The 18,268-nt window shown below is 39.9% G+C and carries 16 protein-coding genes, 1 pseudogene and 1 other annotated feature; of the genes and pseudogenes, 6 read left to right on the top strand and 11 right to left on the bottom strand.

Going from position 1 to position 18,268, the window contains the following annotated elements:
* Positions 1 to 7: 7 nt before the first annotated feature.
* Complete coding sequence (locus tag ACZ9EE_RS04650; protein ID WP_476025503.1) at positions 8 to 784, bottom strand: SGNH/GDSL hydrolase family protein; 777 nt, start codon at positions 782 to 784, stop codon at positions 8 to 10.
* A 165-nt stretch (positions 785 to 949) separates the two neighbouring features.
* A complete protein-coding gene (gene hmpA, locus ACZ9EE_RS04655; protein WP_476025504.1) occupies positions 950 to 2,164 on the bottom strand; it encodes an NO-inducible flavohemoprotein in 1,215 nt (404 codons plus the stop codon).
* Between the two features lie 219 nt (positions 2,165 to 2,383).
* Between hmpA and ACZ9EE_RS04660 the strand changes: the two genes are divergently transcribed.
* Both ACZ9EE_RS04660 and ACZ9EE_RS04665 read left to right on the top strand, forming a co-directional pair.
* Positions 2,384 to 3,232 (top strand): DegV family protein, encoded by an 849-nt coding sequence (locus tag ACZ9EE_RS04660; RefSeq protein WP_476025505.1) that lies wholly within the window; start codon positions 2,384 to 2,386, stop codon positions 3,230 to 3,232.
* A gap of 113 nt (positions 3,233 to 3,345) precedes the next feature.
* On the top strand, positions 3,346 to 3,936 hold the full coding sequence (locus ACZ9EE_RS04665; RefSeq protein ID WP_476025506.1) for a YdcF family protein: 591 nt from the start codon (positions 3,346 to 3,348) through the stop codon (positions 3,934 to 3,936).
* A gap of 47 nt (positions 3,937 to 3,983) precedes the next feature.
* Here ACZ9EE_RS04665 and ACZ9EE_RS04670 read toward each other — a convergent pair whose 3' ends face one another.
* Both ACZ9EE_RS04670 and proS read right to left on the bottom strand, forming a co-directional pair.
* On the bottom strand, positions 3,984 to 4,544 hold the full coding sequence (locus ACZ9EE_RS04670) for a GNAT family N-acetyltransferase (RefSeq protein ID WP_476025507.1): 561 nt from the start codon (positions 4,542 to 4,544) through the stop codon (positions 3,984 to 3,986).
* Between the two features lie 520 nt (positions 4,545 to 5,064).
* The gene (gene proS, locus ACZ9EE_RS04675) at positions 5,065 to 6,495 is read right to left on the bottom strand and encodes a proline--tRNA ligase (protein ID WP_476025508.1); all 1,431 of its coding nucleotides are present in this window, start codon (positions 6,493 to 6,495) and stop codon (positions 5,065 to 5,067) included.
* A gap of 110 nt (positions 6,496 to 6,605) precedes the next feature.
* Positions 6,606 to 6,826: a binding site (T-box leader), on the bottom strand.
* Positions 6,827 to 6,928: 102 nt separating this feature from the next.
* On the opposite strand from proS, the gene ACZ9EE_RS04680 reads away from it, so the two are divergent.
* Together ACZ9EE_RS04680 and ACZ9EE_RS04685 are read left to right on the top strand one after the other, a co-directional pair.
* Entirely contained in the window at positions 6,929 to 7,069 is a 141-nt protein-coding gene (locus ACZ9EE_RS04680) for a hypothetical protein (RefSeq protein WP_476025509.1), read from the top strand.
* A gap of 115 nt (positions 7,070 to 7,184) precedes the next feature.
* Positions 7,185 to 8,069 (top strand): cupredoxin domain-containing protein, encoded by an 885-nt coding sequence (locus tag ACZ9EE_RS04685; RefSeq protein ID WP_476025510.1) that lies wholly within the window; start codon positions 7,185 to 7,187, stop codon positions 8,067 to 8,069.
* A gap of 40 nt (positions 8,070 to 8,109) precedes the next feature.
* Here the strand turns inward: ACZ9EE_RS04685 and ACZ9EE_RS04690 are convergent.
* The 6 genes and pseudogenes from ACZ9EE_RS04690 to ACZ9EE_RS04715 form a co-directional block, all read right to left on the bottom strand.
* A pseudogene (locus tag ACZ9EE_RS04690) lies at positions 8,110 to 8,649 on the bottom strand (PepSY-associated TM helix domain-containing protein); the annotation flags it as partial.
* A gap of 315 nt (positions 8,650 to 8,964) precedes the next feature.
* On the bottom strand, positions 8,965 to 10,230 hold the full coding sequence (locus tag ACZ9EE_RS04695) for a sensor histidine kinase (RefSeq protein ID WP_476025511.1): 1,266 nt from the start codon (positions 10,228 to 10,230) through the stop codon (positions 8,965 to 8,967).
* Positions 10,231 to 10,239: 9 nt separating this feature from the next.
* Positions 10,240 to 10,911, bottom strand: a complete 672-nt coding sequence (locus tag ACZ9EE_RS04700) for a response regulator transcription factor (RefSeq protein ID WP_476025512.1) — start codon at positions 10,909 to 10,911, stop codon at positions 10,240 to 10,242.
* Between the two features lie 89 nt (positions 10,912 to 11,000).
* Positions 11,001 to 12,167, bottom strand: a complete 1,167-nt coding sequence (locus ACZ9EE_RS04705; protein ID WP_476025513.1) for an ABC transporter permease — start codon at positions 12,165 to 12,167, stop codon at positions 11,001 to 11,003.
* Entirely contained in the window at positions 12,145 to 12,855 is a 711-nt protein-coding gene (locus ACZ9EE_RS04710; protein WP_476025514.1) for an ABC transporter ATP-binding protein, read from the bottom strand. The genes ACZ9EE_RS04705 and ACZ9EE_RS04710 overlap by 23 nt, the downstream gene beginning before the upstream one ends.
* On the bottom strand, positions 12,855 to 13,808 hold the full coding sequence (locus ACZ9EE_RS04715) for an efflux RND transporter periplasmic adaptor subunit (RefSeq protein WP_476025515.1): 954 nt from the start codon (positions 13,806 to 13,808) through the stop codon (positions 12,855 to 12,857). The genes ACZ9EE_RS04710 and ACZ9EE_RS04715 overlap by 1 nt, the downstream gene beginning before the upstream one ends.
* Positions 13,809 to 14,155: 347 nt before the next feature.
* Here ACZ9EE_RS04715 and ACZ9EE_RS04720 point away from each other — a divergent pair, with 347 nt between their 5' ends.
* Positions 14,156 to 15,610 (top strand): TerD family protein, encoded by a 1,455-nt coding sequence (locus tag ACZ9EE_RS04720; protein WP_476025516.1) that lies wholly within the window; start codon positions 14,156 to 14,158, stop codon positions 15,608 to 15,610.
* A 42-nt stretch (positions 15,611 to 15,652) separates the two neighbouring features.
* Here ACZ9EE_RS04720 and selB read toward each other — a convergent pair whose 3' ends face one another.
* Positions 15,653 to 17,536 carry a selenocysteine-specific translation elongation factor gene (gene selB, locus ACZ9EE_RS04725; protein ID WP_476025517.1) on the bottom strand — a complete coding sequence of 628 codons (1,884 nt, stop codon included), beginning with the start codon at positions 17,534 to 17,536 and terminating at the stop codon, positions 15,653 to 15,655.
* Between the two features lie 182 nt (positions 17,537 to 17,718).
* On the opposite strand from selB, the gene ACZ9EE_RS04730 reads away from it, so the two are divergent.
* Positions 17,719 to 18,141, top strand: coding sequence for a hypothetical protein (locus ACZ9EE_RS04730; protein ID WP_476025518.1), 423 nt, complete (start codon positions 17,719 to 17,721; stop codon positions 18,139 to 18,141).
* Positions 18,142 to 18,268: the final 127 nt, after the last annotated feature.

Raw genomic sequence — 18,268 nt, forward strand, 5'->3', positions numbered from 1 at the left:
CTTCTCCTTACCAGGTAAGCAGTGAAGCTACACGTTCTGCAATTAAACGATAACCTTTTGAGTTCGGATGAAACTTATCTGAATATAGATAATCATTTACTTTTAATTCAAACAAGTCAAATGTTGGCACAAAGACAATTTTCGGATATGCTGCACTTACCTCGGCACTGTCATAATTCCAGTGGCGGACCACCTTTGACATCTCTTTACCCTGATCTAACTCAATAAATGGATTGTATAATCCAATGAAAAAGACATTGGCCGTTTTGTTGTTCTTACGTATCTGCTCCAAGATAAACTTTAAATTTTCTAGATATTTTTTTTCAATAGCTGCGATATTTCCTGTTGAATAATCAGTTAATCCTTGACCTCCGCGAAACAAATCATTTCCGCCAATCGTTACTAACACCATGTCAGCCTTTTTGATTTGCCGTCCGACTTCTGTTTGCAGGACCTGTTTACGAAGTTGGTCTGAGGTCTGCCCATTGATGCCTAAATTGGTGAGTTGGACCTGCTTTTTTGTTTTTTCTTTAATTTGATCAGTCAGATCTCCGACGTACCCTTTTCCAGTCTCATCACCAGTGCCCCTAGTTAACGAATCCCCCAAAGCCACGATTGTTAGACCTTTTTTGTTCTCCACTTTTTTGCTGGCAGTATTTGTAATCGGAACCTTGTCCGGTTTGTCTGCATAATATTGACCTACTGCCCAGCCAAGTCCAATCAGCCACAGGAGACAAAACAATGCCCCGATGACCGTGATGGAGCGGATGGTATTCTTACCCATGTGTGACACCCTTTCTGGCCTTTTTCTTTTATTAAATCACAGTTGTGTTCCTAAACAAACTTTTGAGATAGGTGTCTTAGATTAAAAAAACATTAAATTCACTTGTCGTTAACTTTTGATTAATAAAAAGCCGATTTCCAAGTTGGAAACCGGCTAATTCATTCTCTATTCTTCTAAATTCCCCATTGGTCCAAAGAACTCAAAGTGAATTCTGCTTTCATTGACACCTAATTCTTTTAGAGAACGATTGATGGATTTCATAAATGGTACTGGTCCGCAGAAATAAAAGTCTGCATCCTCAAGCGATACATTTTCTTGAAGCCACTCACGAGTTACATACCCCTCAACATCAAATCGTTTGTTTAGGCGGTCCTCTTCTGTAGGGGCATCATAAAAAATATATGACTTCACATTATCGAGACCAGATAATTCTTTAACTTCATCGCCTAGGGCATGAACATTGCTATTTGCTGCTGCATGGACAAACGTTACCTGACGTCCCGGCTGCACTTCCACAACTGTTTTCAGCATACTCATCATTGGTGTTAAGCCAACGCCTCCACTTAATAACACAACAGGAGTAGTTTTTTTAATATCAAGGATAAAATCACCTGCGGGTGCACTGATTTTAAGAATATCTCCTTCACTCACCTTGTCATGTAAGTAATTAGAAACCATTCCATCAGGATTTGCTGTTCCAGTCTCTTTTTTAACACTGATGCGGTAATAACCTCTGCCAGGGGCATCTGACAGACTATATTGGCGGATATGGGTAAACCTTTCTCCCTCAATTTCTAGTTTAATACTAATATACTGACCAGGGATGAAACCAGCGATTTCGCGTTTATCTTCTGGTTTTAAATAGAAAGATGTTATGACGTCACTTTCCATTACTTTGCGGTCAACAACAAAGTTACGGAAACCGCTCCAGCCCCCCTGTTGGTGTGTGGCTTCATCATACATTTCAGCTTCCACACTGATAAAAGCGTCTGCAATTAAATTGTAAGCTTGAGCCCAAGCATCGATAATTTCATCTGTTGCCGCTTCACCCAAAACATCCTTAATGGCCATTAATAAATGTTTTCCGACAATTGGATAATGTTCTGGTTTAATACCAAGACTTCTATGTTTATGGGCTATTTGTTTTACTACTGGCAGGATCGCTTCAAGATTATCAATATACATGGCAGCAGCATATACCGTTCCGGCAAGAGCCTTTTGCTGTCTTCCCTGTTTTTGATTTGCATGATTGAATATATTTAATAATTCTGGATGGTTTCCAAACATTAATTGATAAAAGCGAGTGGTGATGGTTTCTCCATGCTTTTCTAATACCGGTACTGTTGATTTGATAATATCGATTGTATTTTGATCTAACATAATTAAACACTCCTTATTTAGTTATCACTATATCCATAGTGATTATATGAAATAAATGGTCGCAACTAAGTGATTCAAATCACACTTTTATATATTTAAATAACAACTCCAGTGATTTTCACAAAATGTTCAAAGTTTAATATGACAAATATAACTAGTGAAACTGTTTTCAATATAGTAATGTTAATTATATTGAAAGTATTTACCGGAGGAAAAGATATGAGCAAATCAAAAATTGCATGGATTACAGACACAACTGCTTCTCTTAGCAAAGAATTTATTGAGAAACATCATATATATGTCATTCCCTTACACGTTGTCATTAACGATGAGTTTTATAAAGAAACGATTGATATAACGGAACAAGAATTTTATGAGCGGATGAAAAATGAGGAAGGAAAGTTTCAGTCGTCTCAACCTTCCATTAACGATTTTGTTGAACTTTATAAAAAATTGAAAGAAGACTATGATTTTGGGATCGCCATACATGCCTCCAGTGTATTAACAGGGACCTATCAGTCCTCCGTTATGGCGGCTGATATGGAAGATTTCAAGCTTTTCGCCATTGATTCGCAGATTGGTTCCTATCCTCTTTCTTTTTTAATCGAGAAAGGGATAGAACTAGTTGAGCAAGGTATGGATGCTGAGGAAGTGGTTGATAGGCTAAATGCGATGAGGGAGAATACCCGTTTGTATTTGATTCCATCTAATTTGGACCAGCTTCACAAAAGCGGGCGAGTCTCAGGCAGTCAAAAGATATTGGCTTCTTTGTTTAATATTAAACCGATTCTAGCAATTGAAAACGGCTCTGCCCAGATAAAGGACAAAGTTAGGACAGAAAAGAAGGTTTTAGCTTGGCTGGCAGCTACGTTAAAAGAAGATCTTGACACGAAAATAGTAAAAAAGGTCGCGATTGTTCATGCGAATGATCTGAAAAAAGCAGCTGAGGTTGAGAAATACATTAATGACAGCTTTCCAGCAATTGAAACAGAAGTCATGATGCTCATTACGGTTGCAGGTGTCCATACTGGTGTAGGGACAATAGGTCTTTCGTGGGTGTGTGAGTGAGTATATCGTTATTCAAGGCACATAGAATTCATGTGCCTTTTCTTTTCGGAACAAAAATTGTAATATTATGGTATTGTCTAATATAGAAAAATACTAAAATAGGATTTGAGAAAATGACGAAAAACAAACGACTTTTATGGATAATTGGTTTCTTGACAATAATGGGGATTATTTATATTAGTTTTTTACAAGTAAAGATAATCCATTATAGCCAACTAAAAGCACCAAAGGATGCTGATTATTTGATTGTTCTCGGGGCGAGGGTTAAAGGTGTGGAGCCTTCTTTGGTGTTAGCCAAGAGGATCAATGCTGCAGCAAAGTATCTAAAAGAAAATAGGGGTACCGTGGTTATTGCGTCAGGCGGCAAAGGACCTGGTGAGGACATTTCGGAAGCCGAGGCCATTAAGAGAGAGTTAGTTAACCAAGGTATTAACAAATCTCGAATCCTATTAGAAAACCGTTCGACGGATACATATGAAAATATAGAATTCTCGAAAAAACTCATTCCTGCACAACTCGATTATGGCCTTGTAGTAACGAACACCTTCCATATGTATCGTGCCCTTTCCATTGCACATTACAAGGGTGTGAGGGTGGATGGTCTAGCTGCTCCTACCCCCTGGTCCGCTGTTTTAAAATCATACTCACGCGAATATCTGGCCATTACTAAATTCTTTTTAGAAAGATATATACTAGGTTTCTAGTAATGAAAACTCGACTAGTGAGAACTCTAGTCGAGTTTTCTTCTGCCCTATTGTGTTTTTGCGTAGATACAAGTATCACGGATTTCTTGGCGATCTGCAGAAATACTGTCATTTTTTAGGATTCCTTCTAAGGGAAATCCTAATTTCTCAGGAATAGCGCGACTTTTTGTATTTCTACTGTCACATCGAATTTCTACCCGTTTTGCGTTTAGTTCATGAAAGGCAAAGTCAGTAATTGCTTGAGTAGACTCCGTAATATAGCCTTTTCCGCTTTGTCTGGTATCGATCCAGTAGCCGATTTCGAATTTTGGTATGTTCCAATCCATGCGATGCAAACCTGTTGCACCGATAAACCCGCCTGTTTCCCGGTCAAAGATATGTAGTCTTAGGTCCTCTCTGGTTAAAAATTTCGCATGTGCGTCGCGCATGTTGGCCTCGACCTCTTGCTCGGTTTGATCTCTATTGGCCCATGGCATCCACGGTTTCAGTTCTTCTAAAGATGCCTGCATAGCTTCAAAGACCACTTTTCCATCTTCAGGCATCGGCTTTCGAATATATAGTCTTTCAGTATAAATTTCTTCAGGAAATTCCATTAAAATTGGTTTCATTTAGCTACAACCCCCTTCTGAATCATTAAAATTCGCTATAGGTCTTTAGTTTTCCTTTTTTATAGGGGTCAATTTGAGATATCTATTGCAAAAATTCACTAGATATTACGACGCAAGTTCTTAGAAAAGTATCATGTGGACATGTTGCTCTATTTTTTTCTATGTAGTGTCCTCATGAACCTGTCATGTGGACAGGTTCCTCGTTTTTTCTTCTTGGATTGTCCTCATGAACCCCTCATGAGGCCAAGTTCCTCGGTTTCTTCTCTTAGATTGTCCTCATGAACCCGTCATGTGGACAGGTTCCTCGGTTTCTTCTCTTACTTTGTCCTCATGAAACCCTCAGGTGGACAGGTTCCACGGTTTCTTCTCTTACTTTGTCCTCATGAACCTGTCATGTGGACAGGTTCCTCGTTTTTTTCTCTTGGATTGTCCGCATGAACCCGTCATGCCTCAACATGCCTGTTTTTTGTCCACTATAATATAAAAAGACTCTCCCACAATGGAAGAGCCTTCACAGGTTTTAGTAAGCCTTTGCCCAATAAACCATTCTTTCTGTTTCTTTACCGCAGCATACACATTTATCCGCCACTTTTTCTTGCTCAAACGGTATACAACGAGAAGTTGCTCCTGTATCTTCTTTGATCTTTTCCTCACAGGCTAAATCTCCGCACCACATAGCTTTGATAAACCCTGGTTTCGCTTCAAGGCTATCCTTTAACTCCCCAAGAGTCGTCGCAACCGAAGTTCTCTCTTCACGATGATTTAATGCCTTATTGTAAAGGTTTGACTGGATATCTTCTAATAATTCAACCAGTTTTGTTTCTAACTCGTCTATAGAAACAACAACCTTTTCTAATGTATCCCTGCGAACCAAGACAACCTGCTTATTTTCAATATCCTTAGGTCCGACTTCAAGACGAACAGGGATCCCTTTCATTTCGTACTCATTGAACTTCCAGCCTGGTTTTTTATCGCTGGCATCAATATCAACACGAGCAACAGAAGCTAGAGACTTTTTCAACTCATAAGCAAAATCAAGCACGCCTTCTTTATGCTGTGCAATCGGAACAATCATCACTTGAGTTGGCGCAGCTTTTGGAGGTATGACCAAACCGCGGTCGTCACCGTGAACCATGATCAATGCACCGATGATTCTGGTTGTAAAGCCCCATGATGTTTGATGAACATACTGCAGTTTTCCTTCTTTGTCTGTATACTGAATGTTAAACGCTTCAGCAAACCCAGTACCAAAGTGATGGGAAGTTCCGGATTGTAATGCTTTTCCATCATGCATTAAGCTTTCAATCGTAAAAGTAGCCTTTGCTCCTGCAAACTTTTCTTTTTCCGTTTTTTGGCCCTTCACAACAGGAATCGCAAGAATTTCTTCACAAATAGCTGCATATACATTTAACATTTTAATCGTTTCTTCCATTGCCTCTTCATCCGTTGCATGGGCCGTATGACCTTCCTGCCATAAGAATTCTAATGTTCTTAAGAATGGACGTGTGGTTTTTTCCCAACGGACGACGTTAGCCCATTGATTATATAGTTTCGGGAGGTCCCGATACGAGTGGATGATATTGCTATAGTGCTCACAGAATAATACCTCTGATGTTGGGCGCACCACTAAACGTTCTGTTAAAGGCTCAGAACCGCCGTGTGTTACCCAGGCTACCTCAGGAGCAAAGCCCTCAACATGATCTTTTTCCTTTTGAAGCAGGCTTTCTGGGATGAATAATGGCATATAAACATTTTCATGCCCTGTTTCTTTAATACGTCGGTCTAACTCGTTTTTAATGTTATCCCATAAGGCATAGCCATAAGGACGGATAATCATCGAACCGCGAACACTTGAATAATCAATTAAATCTGCTTTCGTTACAACATCTGTGTACCACTGGGCGAAATCCTCGTCCATACTGGTTACATCTTTTACAAATTCCTTTGCCATTTTGACACCCCATTAATTTTTTAAATAGAAAGTTTTAGAATTTGAGTTCCAGCCCATACGCCGCTAAACGGGCGATTACACTTTTAAATATAAAAAGGCCTTGATCCTAAAAAAGGGACCAAGGCCTGGCGGTACCACCCTAAATTCATAAAGCAAAAGCTTTAAACTCTCTCGCATGATAACGGATTTTATCCGCATGTATCTTCAAGTAATAATCCGATACAGAACTCGTGAGGCAGGTTCAATTGATTGTCTTAAGAAACCTCACACCACTGGTTTCCTCTCTTGGTAAGACCCGAGTCAATTTACTAATCCCCGTCAACGTTTCAAATAGTATTTTTGAAAAAATTATATATTTCTCTATAATAAAAGTCAAATAAATTATGGATTATTCTACTCTTTAAGCTAAAATTAGGATAAAAGGGGTAAAAGGATGACAAAAGAAAAGGACGAAATAGTACAAGAAGAAGCAGAAAAAGAAATTTTACTCGAATATATGAAACTTCAAAATGAAGCCCTAAAAAGAATTTATAAAAATACTTTGGATAAAGACAAAACCAACGGTCATTCTTGATAAGAGTCATAAAACGTTCATATAAATCACAGAAAATACAAATTACAATCCATTTTTTACATTTATAATACTCTTATGTTGTTTAATTATTAAGGCACATAAGAGGAGACAAAGCATGAATATATTTTCTATTATTTCAGCCGCTTTTGTGGCCATCGGCACAGGCTATTCCATTTATCTAGTTTATCGAAATAAAAGCAAACTGAACAATACTCCAGGCATCCTGGTAAGTATGGTCATTGCGGTGATCACTGGTTTACTTACTGGAACCATCAATGGGCTGGTTTCCGGTGAGACCTTCCTGACAGTAGGAATCAGCATGATTATTGGCTTCGTCGTTGGTTTCTTAGCCGGACATCCGGTTGGGATCTTAGCGATATTGATGGGAGCAATATCTGGTTTAATGGGCGGGATAAATGGCGCTATTCTTGGACTTTTCCTCCAGTACATTAACCCGGCAATTTTGCTTGGTATCTTATTAGGATTTTATGTTGTCATTATCGGCTTTGTTATTGTGTATATCCATGTGACGACTAACAGCAAATTTTCGATCAACACAGAAGAGCTGTCACCTTTTGCCATAATCGGTGGTGGCATTGTCCTAGTTTCTTTGTTCCTGTTTATGTACAGCAGTGACATGGTAAAGTTTCCTGGTAAAAGCGAAACTGCTCAAACTCAAGCATCACAAGAAACGAGTACAGTCCCGACAGAAATAAATGTAAGCGGAGATCTTGCTCCAAAAGTCAAAATGATGGTAACCGATAAAGGTTATTCCCCTAACGTGATCCGGGTCAAAAAAGGTGTTCAGGTGGAACTTGAAATTACCAATCCATTAGACAGCAGTAACTGCTTATCTACCTTTATGATACCAGATTTGAACATTAATAATATAAAATTGAAGACGGGAACGACAAAACTGTCATTCGCCTCAGATAATAAAGGTGAATACATATTCAGTTGTGGAATGCAAATGTTTAAAGGGAAAATTATTGTCGAATAAACAAAGACGCACACGAGCAAGCCTCGTGTGCATTTTTTTATCAGATATCACTACACATATCCGTTTGTAGTTTTTTTCGCTTCCCTTCCGCACCTAGGACCCTAATTGATAGGTAGATTCCCGTACCTGTTAAAGCGATCATGGCAAGCGCAACTAAATCTATTAACCATTTAATATCGGTATTGCCAATACGGCCTTCATGCAGACCACGGATGATTCCCATAACTGAGGTTTGTCCAAATCTTTCTCTGTTCATTATGCCAGCTGGAAAATTCCCACTTCCACTAAAATTGCCGCGTCCTTGAAACTGGCCATTTCTATTAAACCTTTGGTATTGATTACCATTTTGCCCTTGTGGTTGACCGGCAGTTTGTCCAGAATTCTGCGTCATACCTTGTCTTGCTTGTCCCTGATTGGTCTGACCGTTATTAAATTGGTTTTGATTCATTTGACCTGGTTGAAAATTGCCCCTGCCACCCTCCATTGATGTTTGTCCAATTAACCATGGTTCATTCATCAATAGACCTGTAATCGACTCCATAAAGATAAAAATAGACGCAATTAAACCAATCCATAAATGAGCTTTTCTAGTACTTCATCTGTTTTTCTCCCTTCAAATATCCTGAAGCTTTAGTAAGTAGACAAACAAATTATGAATCGGTTTCCTTAAGTTTTTCTTAAGATTTGGCTGTGTTAATCTTGAATGTTGATTTCCGCTCCAGGCGGCTTCGCTTTCCGCGGGCGTGCCGGGGAGCCTCCTCGGCGCACTTGCGCCTGTGGGGTCTCCCCTGCCCCGTACTCCCGCAGGAGTCTTCGCCGCCTTCCGCTCCAATCAAAATGCTAAAAATCAATAATAACCTTTAACACAGCCTAAGATTTAAATAAGCCCCAAAAATTATTTTTGGGACTTTGGAAAGATAATTTCAATATTTGTTCCTTCACCTAAAACACTCTGAACCTTTGTCTTGCCATGATGCTTCTCAATAATCCATTTTGCTATCGACAAGCCAAGTCCTGTACCGGCTGCTTCCGTGCGCGCTTTATCACTTTGGTAAAAACGATCAAATATCTTTGGAATATCTTCTTCAGGGATTCCGATTCCTGTGTCGTTTACCTTTAAGTAGATGGAGGAATGACTCTGAGTGCAGGAAAGCGAGATTTCTCCGCCCTCTTTTGTATACTTTATGGCGTTGTCCAATAGAATGACAATTAATTGATGAATTCTTTCTTTGTCGGCAAAAAAAGTAATAGGTTCTGCAGCTTCTAGGCGCAATATTTTCTCCTGATACATCGCAAACTCTTCATACTGTTGAATAATCTCTTTTAAAAGTTCATCCAATTGGAATTCTGATTTTTTCATTTCAATTTGATCGGAATCTGACCGTGCCAGTGTCAGTAAATTGGTTACTAATTTGGAGAGCCGCCTTGATTCCTTTGAAATCGTGGAGATATCGATTATTTTTTCCTGTATAGTTGCGGTGGGCGAGCGAAACAGGATATCCGTTTTGGCCTGAATAACTGCTAAAGGCGTTCTCAACTCATGGGAGGCATCGGAAACAAACTCTTGCTGCTTTTGCCATGATTTTTTTATCGGAACCAATGCTCTACCAGCCAGGAAATAACCGGAAGCAACCGCACAAATAATTCCTACACCGCAGCCAATTAATATGATTAACAGAAGCCTTTCAAGCAGTTCATTTTCTGAATTCACATTACGAATTACTTGGACTGTAATGTTCCCTAATTCTGGAACCTGAGCCTTGAATGCCACATAGCGAAAAGTAAAGTCCTCTACATCGACGTCCTCTAAGGTGCCGTATTTCTTGGGGCGAATCAGTTTTTCATTGTCCTGAAATAACGCTGCACCGCGATCTTGCCCTGCCAACAGCTTCCCCTTGCCATCCCAGATTAACGTAATAATTCGTGGATCTCTTCGCATGAATCTTGGTTCTTCCTGATCCCCTTCAGGTTTACCATCTTGTTTAGTCTCTTGCCCGTTTGGCTGCTGATAGTGCTCAACCGATTCCAGTAATGATTGGTTAACATCCTGATATAGTTTATTATCTGTATAAAAATAGATGATGCTCCCTAGTATACTAATTAAAATAATAAAAACAATTGAATTGATAAAAGTAAGTCTAATGTGTGTTTGACGAAACATAGGCGGCCCCTATTCTTCGTTCAGCATGTAGCCCACACCGCGGATTGTTTTTATATCAGTATGGTAGCCGAACGGCTCTAATTTTTTGCGAAGATGATGCATGAACACCTCAACAATGGCAACCGTTGTATCGGAGTCGAATCCCCATACACGATCATATATTTGTTCTTTTGTTAAAATAACTCCCTTATTTTGAATTAAATATTCCAATAGCTCATATTGCTTAGCTGTTAGTTTGATGGATTCTCCATCCACAAGAATATCGCGTTCCTTGCCTAATAACTCAATGCCGCGATATTTAATAGTTTGATCGGTTGTTAAGCTGCCGCTTCTTCTTAATAACGCTCTGATTCTCGCCTTCAATTCGGCAGCTTGAAATGGTTTTACTAAGTAATCATCCCCGCCAAAATCAAGGCCTTTTACGCGGTCCTCTAAAGAGTCTCTTGCTGTCAGGAATAAGACCGGGATTTTTAATCCTTCCTTACGGATGGTCTGCAGCACTTCAAAACCATCGATTTCAGGTATCATGACATCCAAAACAATTAAATCATGGATGTTTTGCATCGCTAAGAATAAAGCATCCTCTCCGTTTGAGGCATGATCAACCTCAAATTCATCCGATAAAAGTTGAACAATCGATTCTAATAAAGAAAGGTTATCCTCTACCACCAATAATCGCATTTCTATCTCTCCTTAACATTAATTACATTCTTTTTATTATAGAGGAAACGAAGCGGACGCAACAGTAGCGTACCGCTTCATTTTCCCAATTATTCATACCTTAATGCCTGAATTGGATTTAACTTGGATGCTTTATTTGCCGGGAATACACCAAATACGACTCCAACGACTAACGAGAACAAGAAAGAAAATAGGATCACGTTAGAAGAGAAGGAGACACTTAGGCTGAATAGGGATGAAACTAATTTCCCTATACCTACCCCTGAGATAATCCCTATTAGTCCGCCGACACCGCTCAATACAACTGCTTCAATTAAGAATTGCACAAGGACATCCCGCCTTTTGGCCCCAATGGCTTTACGTATACCAATTTCTTTTGTTCGTTCGGAAACAGAGACAAGCATAATATTCATAATACCGATTCCACCGACTAACAAGGAAATACTTGCAATACCGCCAAGCATCAATGTCATCGTGTCCGATACAGAGCTCATCGTATCCATGACGTCCTGCTGATTTGTGACACTATAAGAATCAGTTTGCCCTGGGAAAAGAGACGCCATTTTGGTCTCTACTAAATTCATGACAGCATCCATCTGGTCTTCACTTTCACCTTTTAAATAGACTGTGCTAATCGTAGTACTTCCAATTAAACGCTGGCCCGTGCTAAGTGGAACGATAACGGTATTGTCACCGCCTTGTCCCATTGAGCTGCCTTTCGAAACAAGGACTCCGACAACTTTATATGAAGTTCCTTCAATTTGCAGATATTGACCAACAGGGTCCTCTGTTCCAAAGAAAGTGGTGGCTGTAGATGAACCAATGACAGCCACCTTTTGCCTATATTCAATATCCAAATCAGTGATAAATCGTCCTGCACTTACTTTGGTATCGCGCACCTCTGAATAGGCGGCATTCGTTCCAGTCATGGCCACCTGAGAAGTGGTCCGGTCCTTTTTAACGTTTACTCGTCCAGATACAACTGGTGATACTGCTTTTACACCATCTAATTTACTAATTTCGCTGATTTTGTCCTCTGTTAAAGCCACATCTGTACTAAATGTATTTATGGTTAATAGATTGGTCCCTAATTGGTTGATTTGACTCGTCACATTTTTTGTAGACCCTTGGGCAATGGAGACTAAAACGATTACCGATGAAACCCCAATAATCATCCCAAGCATGGTAAGTACCGATCTTAGTTTATTTCCCTTTATACTTTTAAGAGCCATTTTAATGGATTGCAAGATGCCCAATGAGTTCACCTCCATCTTCCTGTAATCGACCATCCTGAATACTGACCATCCGTTTTGCTTGCTTGGCAATGTCCAGGTCATGGGTAATGAGGATAATTGTATGGCCCAATTCATTTAGTTGTTTCATAATCTGCATGATTTCCTTACTTGTTTTACTGTCAAGGGCACCAGTCGGCTCATCGGCTAGCAGGATGGCCGGATTACCTGCAAGTGCTCTGGCAATAGCAACCCGCTGCTGCTGTCCGCCAGACAGCTGTGTTGGCAAATGACCTGCCCTCTCTCTTAACCCCACTTTATCTAAAGCTTCGATAGATCTCTCCCTTCGTTCCTTTGTGGATACACCGGCATATAATAGCGGGAGCTCAACATTTTCGATTGCCGTTAATTTTGTTAGCAGGTTGAAGTTTTGGAAAATAAAGCCGATTTTTTGATTCCGAATCGTCGCCAACTCATTGTCATCCATTTGAAAAATATCCTTACCATCTAGAAGATATTTTCCTGACTGTGGTTTATCAAGACATCCGATCATATTCATTAATGTTGATTTACCTGAACCCGATGGGCCAATAATCGCTAGAAATTCTCCTTTTTGAATCTCGATGGAAACATCATTTAATGCATGGACGATTTCGCCGCCCAGTCTGTATGCTTTCTTTAGGTTACTAATTTGCATAATCGGTTTTGCCATTATTGTCCACTCCTTCTGATACCAGTGCCGCGATACATTGATCTCATTGCGCCCGTTCCCCCCATGCCGCTAAGACTGCTTTGCAGTGTATTGGTTTGTGTGGTAGAGGTCGTTGTACTTGCTTTTGCTAATTTTGGCAGTTGTACGGTTTCCCCTTCTGCAAGTCCATTTGTGATTTCTACATAATCTTCATTTGCTATGCCAGTTGATACGGTTTTCTTGGTAATGTTTGAAGGATTATCTGATGAAACGACATTGACATATTTTTTTCCATTTGACGAATGGACCGCATCAAGGGGAACATAAATGATATTTTGTTTATTTTCCGTTAATATGCTAGCTTCCACGCTCATACCTACTTTAAGATTATCAATTTTATCGATTGTAATCGTAACGGTAAAGGTAGAAATTCCATTTGAAGAAGTACCTTCTTTCGATATATCGGTAACCTTTCCAGTATACTTCTCGTCAGGGAATGAACTTACTTTTAAATTGACCGTTTGTCCTTTCTGGATTTTAGAAATATCCAGTTCATCGATTTGAACAGCGGTTTGCAAGCCACTGTAATCCGTTACATGGGCGACCACTTGTCCGGAGGTAACACTATCTCCTGCAGAAACAGATATTGAAGTTATTTTCCCACCTGCAGGTGCTGTGATCGGGTCACTGCCATCCGTAAATGTCAGCAGTTCATCACCTTTATTTACTTTTTCGCCTGTCCCAACCAATACTTCATCAATTTCATCATTATTAAATGTTGACATAACGTCTTGACTAGTTATTGCCTGAACAGTCCCGGAACCACTGATATTGACAGCTAATGTTCCTTTTTTCACCACTACCGTACGTTCTTGTGATGATGTTGTCTTGGCACTTATTTTTACTGCGTACCATTGATAGCCGGAGAAACAAACGACTACTGCAGCCACCGCTATTAAAATCCATTTTTTCATCTGTGCTGGCTCCCTTTCCTGAACGGTTTTCATTTGAATAAGCCTATTATTATCTTAGTTTCTTAACTTTTCCTTAAAGGAATAAATGGACGGTCATTTCCTCTTAGATTACTGTTAAACAAGTGAATAGTTTATGAAAAATAATGATCGCAGGATCAATCATAACCATTAAAGAAAAAGCACACTGTTCGACTGTGGACAGTGTGTTTTCTCTTATCATCTTGAAACTTTTCATCGAGTCATTCGTAAATACTAAAGAAACTTACTAAAGGCGGACTAGAAATTTTTCCCTTTTTTGATTTAACTAGTATAATCTACATAGAGCATATGTTAAAGGAGTGAAAATTGTGGGTGTTACTCTTAGCAAGGGGCAAAAAGTTGATTTAACGAAATCACACCCCGATCTGAAGAATGTGGTTGTCGGGTTAGGCTGGAATATAAGCCAGCTTGGCTCTAATTTTGACCTGGATGCTTCAGCCTTTTTATTAGGACCTGCGGGGAAAGTAAACAGTGACCAGGATTTTGTTTTTTACAACAACCCCTCGGGCGGCAATGGTTCCATTATTTACAGTGGTGACAATCGGATTGGTTCAGGAGTACGTGATGATGAACAAATTAAGATTGATTTGGAGAAGGTTCCAGACTATATTCACCGAATTGCCTTTACGATTACGATCCATGATGCACAAGTAAAACGGCAAAATTTCGGACAAATCTCAGATTCTTATGTTCGAATTTTTAACGAGCTTACCAATGAGGAATTATTGCGTTTTAACCTAGGCAAAGATTTTACCGTTGAAACAGCTATTGTTGCAGCAGAGCTTTACCGTCATAACGGAGAGTGGAAATTTAATGCAATAGCCAGCGGATTTCAAGGTGGACTAGCCGCCTTATGCCGAAATTTTGGTGTTACAGTTGATGACCCGCCTCAAAACTCACTGGTTCAGGAGCCAAATTACCAGCAGGATTTGAGAAATCAACCTGCTAACACAAGCACATATAATCAAAATCAGTCTAACTATGATCCCTACCAGCAAAACCGGTTAAATCCAAATGCAAACCAACAGCGTGGTTATCTTCAGCCTGATTCGACTCAACGGCAGCCTGCCTATGGGTATCCGCAGTCGACTCAATCGCCAACTCCAATTTCCAGTCATTCTTCTTACGGCGGAGATGAGATTATGTGTCCACGCTGCCATTCGACCAGTGTGACAACTGGAAAAAAAGGATTTGGTTTAGGCAAAGCCGCCATCGGTGGATTAATCCTTGGTCCAGTTGGGTTACTCGGCGGTTTTATTGGAAAAAACCAATTAAAGTTTACTTGTAATCATTGCGGTAATTCGTGGTCCCCTTCCCAAACAGATTATGTCGAATGGGCAAATAATCAAAAAAGAAGGGCTCAAGAATTGTTCAATCGGTATAAAAGTCAGGATCTTCTTGATGCTGTCACAGCGGCCTGCGCTTTAGTGGCCATGGCAGATGGTTATTTAGATCAGACAGAGCGGCAAAAAATGATTGAATTCGTCCATCAAAGTGAGGAATTACGCGTTTTTGATACAAATAAGGTTATTCAAAAATTCAATCTGTTTGTATCACGGATGGAAAATGACCGTATGATGGGTCGTACTGAGGCTTTTCGTGCCCTCGGGAAAATTAGGACAAAACCTGAAATAGCTCGGTTAGTAGCACGCTATTGTATTGCCATCGGCTACGCGGATGGGAACTTTGACCAAAATGAAAAGCAAATGGTTGCCGACATTTGCCGGGAGCTTGGCTTAAATCCAACTGAATTTCTTTCCTAACAAAAAGCCTCCAATCCACTAGGGACGGAGGCTTTTTCCAGATTATTTTTTCCATACACGTTTATTTTCGACACGCTTGGTAAGTCCCTTGGCATCCAATCTTTCTAAAAATGGGATCATGTATTTTCTAGATAAATCAAGGACATCCTTTGCATCTCCAACCTCAAACTCGTCCCCCGTCCCGTTTTTCAGTTTTTCAACTGCTTCCGTAAAGACATCCCCATGGTAAGCAAATTGGTCATCAAGCTCAACCAGCAAATTTTGGTACTCAAGGAATTTTTTTAAATCATATTCAATTGATTCGGGAATACCTGCAGCAGAAAAATAATCTTTTAGATAGCGTACCTTAAGCCCATCCTTTTTGAGATCATAGAGGAGATTTTCTCCACGCTTAGCCCAGCTTTTCGGTACATGTGGTACAAACCCTGCAAGCGATACAAATTGTTCTTTTCTCTTAAACACCCCACACGTAATTCCATTTTCCACAACAAAATCAAGCAGGGATTTAGGAAATCTTTTTTGAAGCGATTGTAAAAGTTCCGCTTTATTCATTCCGGCCTTCATGGAATAGCTCTGATGGAACTCTTGCAATACATCAAAGATGTCTTCCTCGATTGAATCGATTAGGAGTTTAAGTGTATACTCCTTCCCATTATAGAAAACAAATTCAGGGTGAGCTAAATGCTCTGTTAATGTAGATTCATCCAGGGCAGTCCGCTTAATCAGTTCCGTTACCGGAAGGCTTTTAGCGTCCATGAGTGCAGCGGTAATCCGTTCTCTAGGCGTGCCTGCTTTCTTCTTTTCCAGCTCTTCGATTGTCTGATTCCCGAACCGATATTTATTCGCTCGCGGATCAATGACCCAGCCACCGCCAATGGTTTCCTGAGGACTTGGACGCCGTAAAATAAAACGATCCCCCCGCTTGGTTAGGATCTCGTCTTCAAGTCGAAGCTGACAAAGGATATCCCCATTTTCTTCTTTAATTTCATTTCGGTCGAAGAACACAATCCGGCCCATAACCTCCGTTGTTCCAATATGAAGCTTAATGGGCATCCGCTGCTTTACAATATGTTCAAGGTCCTCGACAACCCGTATCGCGACATCCACTGTTTTGGTTACAATGAAATGCTCGGATGACACTAAAACATCACCACGCTGCAGCTCTTCCTTCGACACATTTGATAAATTAATCGCTGCCCTTTGACCAGCATAGGCCTTTTTTGCAGGATGATGATGGACCTGAACTTGCCTTGCTCTTACTTCAAGACCTTTTGGCATTATTTTTAAAACTTGGCCCTCTTCGACCGTTCCTTCATATACCGTTCCGCGTATAACCGTACCTTGGCCTTTTACTGTAAAAACCTGATCAATCGGCAGACGAAAGGCTCCTTTCGCATCACGCATCTCTTGGCCCTTTAAGGTTTCAATGATTAATTTTTTGATTTCAGGGATTCCTTTTTTGGATAAACTATCCACTAAAACAAATGGGGCATCCTCAAACACAGTCCCAGCGAGCTCTCCTAAAATATCATCCTTCACTAGTTCAATGAATTCTTCATCCACTCGATCAATTTTTGAAATGGCTACGATACCATTTTTCACACCTAAAAATTTTAAAATGTCGAGATGCTCCTTCGTTTGCGGCATTACCCCTTCATCCGCTGCCACTACTAGGACGACCAAATCAATCCCGGCTACGCCTGCAATCATTTGACGGATAAAGCGTTCATGGCCAGGAACATCGATAACAGAAATTTGAATTTCCTGGTCTTCATAAAGGGGTGCAAAGCCCAATTCAATCGAGATTTGCCGTTCCTTCTCTTCCTTTAACCGGTCTGTATCCACATTGGTTAATGCTTTTGTTAACGATGTTTTCCCATGATCAATATGGCCGGCCATCCCAATTGTAAAATAACGTTTTTCCAAGATTAACACCTTCTTAATCGTTCTACCCTTCTACTGTAGCCTTAAATAGGCATTTGTACAAGCGAACTTTTTTCGACATAATACCTCCTCTTTTCACGAATCCTCCACATTATTCATGCTCACTATTAAGGAGGATATGCTATGTTGAGGATAGACATTTAAACAACAAGGGACGAAGAATAATGAAAAAAATAATGATAACAATGATTACTTCTTTTATTCTGTTAGCTGGCTGTCAAAGCAATCAACCTAAGGCAAGCGAACCAAAACAAGCCCATCCACAGCACGAAACAGCAGTAGAAACAAAGTCTGTGCAAGCTTTTCCTTATCCAAATTTACTTGCTTCAGACGAACAGACTTATTCTCTATTAGTGATTGGAGAGAATGATGAACAACCTCCGATTGAAAAAAATCAAAAGGTCACCGCACATGTAAAAAACATTTTGAGTTTACCTACTAAGGAAATGGCCCAAAAAGCGTATCCCGAACTTGAGATTAGCAAAACCGTTTCCTATATTCTCTTCAATCAAACGGGGATTGTTCACCGCTCAAAAAACACCACAGAACTAACCAGTTTTTTACAGAAAAATCCTCCAGCAAACTAAACCAGAGCCCTTCTGGTTTTTTATTTGCCCTTTTTTTAAAAAAACACTATTAATATAGGCAAAAATATACACAAATATTGTGAAATTTATTATAATGAAACTAAAGAATTTGCACGAGTGCAACATT

The sequence above is a fragment of the Bacillus sp. URHA0034 genome (genome assembly GCF_056280405.1).

What these genes read in the sequence shown, in the direction of transcription:
- ACZ9EE_RS04650 (WP_476025503.1), bottom strand. Translation starts at nt 784, where the DNA reads ATGGGTAAGAATACCATCCGCTCCATCACGGTCATCGGGGCATTGTTT.
- hmpA (WP_476025504.1), bottom strand. Translation starts at nt 2,164, where the DNA reads ATGTTAGATCAAAATACAATCGATATTATCAAATCAACAGTACCGGTA.
- ACZ9EE_RS04660 (WP_476025505.1), top strand. Translation starts at nt 2,384, where the DNA reads ATGAGCAAATCAAAAATTGCATGGATTACAGACACAACTGCTTCTCTT.
- ACZ9EE_RS04665 (WP_476025506.1), top strand. Translation starts at nt 3,346, where the DNA reads ATGACGAAAAACAAACGACTTTTATGGATAATTGGTTTCTTGACAATA.
- ACZ9EE_RS04670 (WP_476025507.1), bottom strand. Translation starts at nt 4,544, where the DNA reads ATGAAACCAATTTTAATGGAATTTCCTGAAGAAATTTATACTGAAAGA.
- proS (WP_476025508.1), bottom strand. Translation starts at nt 6,495, where the DNA reads ATGGCAAAGGAATTTGTAAAAGATGTAACCAGTATGGACGAGGATTTC.
- ACZ9EE_RS04680 (WP_476025509.1), top strand. Translation starts at nt 6,929, where the DNA reads ATGACAAAAGAAAAGGACGAAATAGTACAAGAAGAAGCAGAAAAAGAA.
- ACZ9EE_RS04685 (WP_476025510.1), top strand. Translation starts at nt 7,185, where the DNA reads ATGAATATATTTTCTATTATTTCAGCCGCTTTTGTGGCCATCGGCACA.
- ACZ9EE_RS04695 (WP_476025511.1), bottom strand. Translation starts at nt 10,230, where the DNA reads ATGTTTCGTCAAACACACATTAGACTTACTTTTATCAATTCAATTGTT.
- ACZ9EE_RS04700 (WP_476025512.1), bottom strand. Translation starts at nt 10,911, where the DNA reads ATGCGATTATTGGTGGTAGAGGATAACCTTTCTTTATTAGAATCGATT.
- ACZ9EE_RS04710 (WP_476025514.1), bottom strand. Translation starts at nt 12,855, where the DNA reads ATGGCAAAACCGATTATGCAAATTAGTAACCTAAAGAAAGCATACAGA.
- ACZ9EE_RS04715 (WP_476025515.1), bottom strand. Translation starts at nt 13,808, where the DNA reads ATGAAAAAATGGATTTTAATAGCGGTGGCTGCAGTAGTCGTTTGTTTC.
- ACZ9EE_RS04730 (WP_476025518.1), top strand. Translation starts at nt 17,719, where the DNA reads ATGAAAAAAATAATGATAACAATGATTACTTCTTTTATTCTGTTAGCT.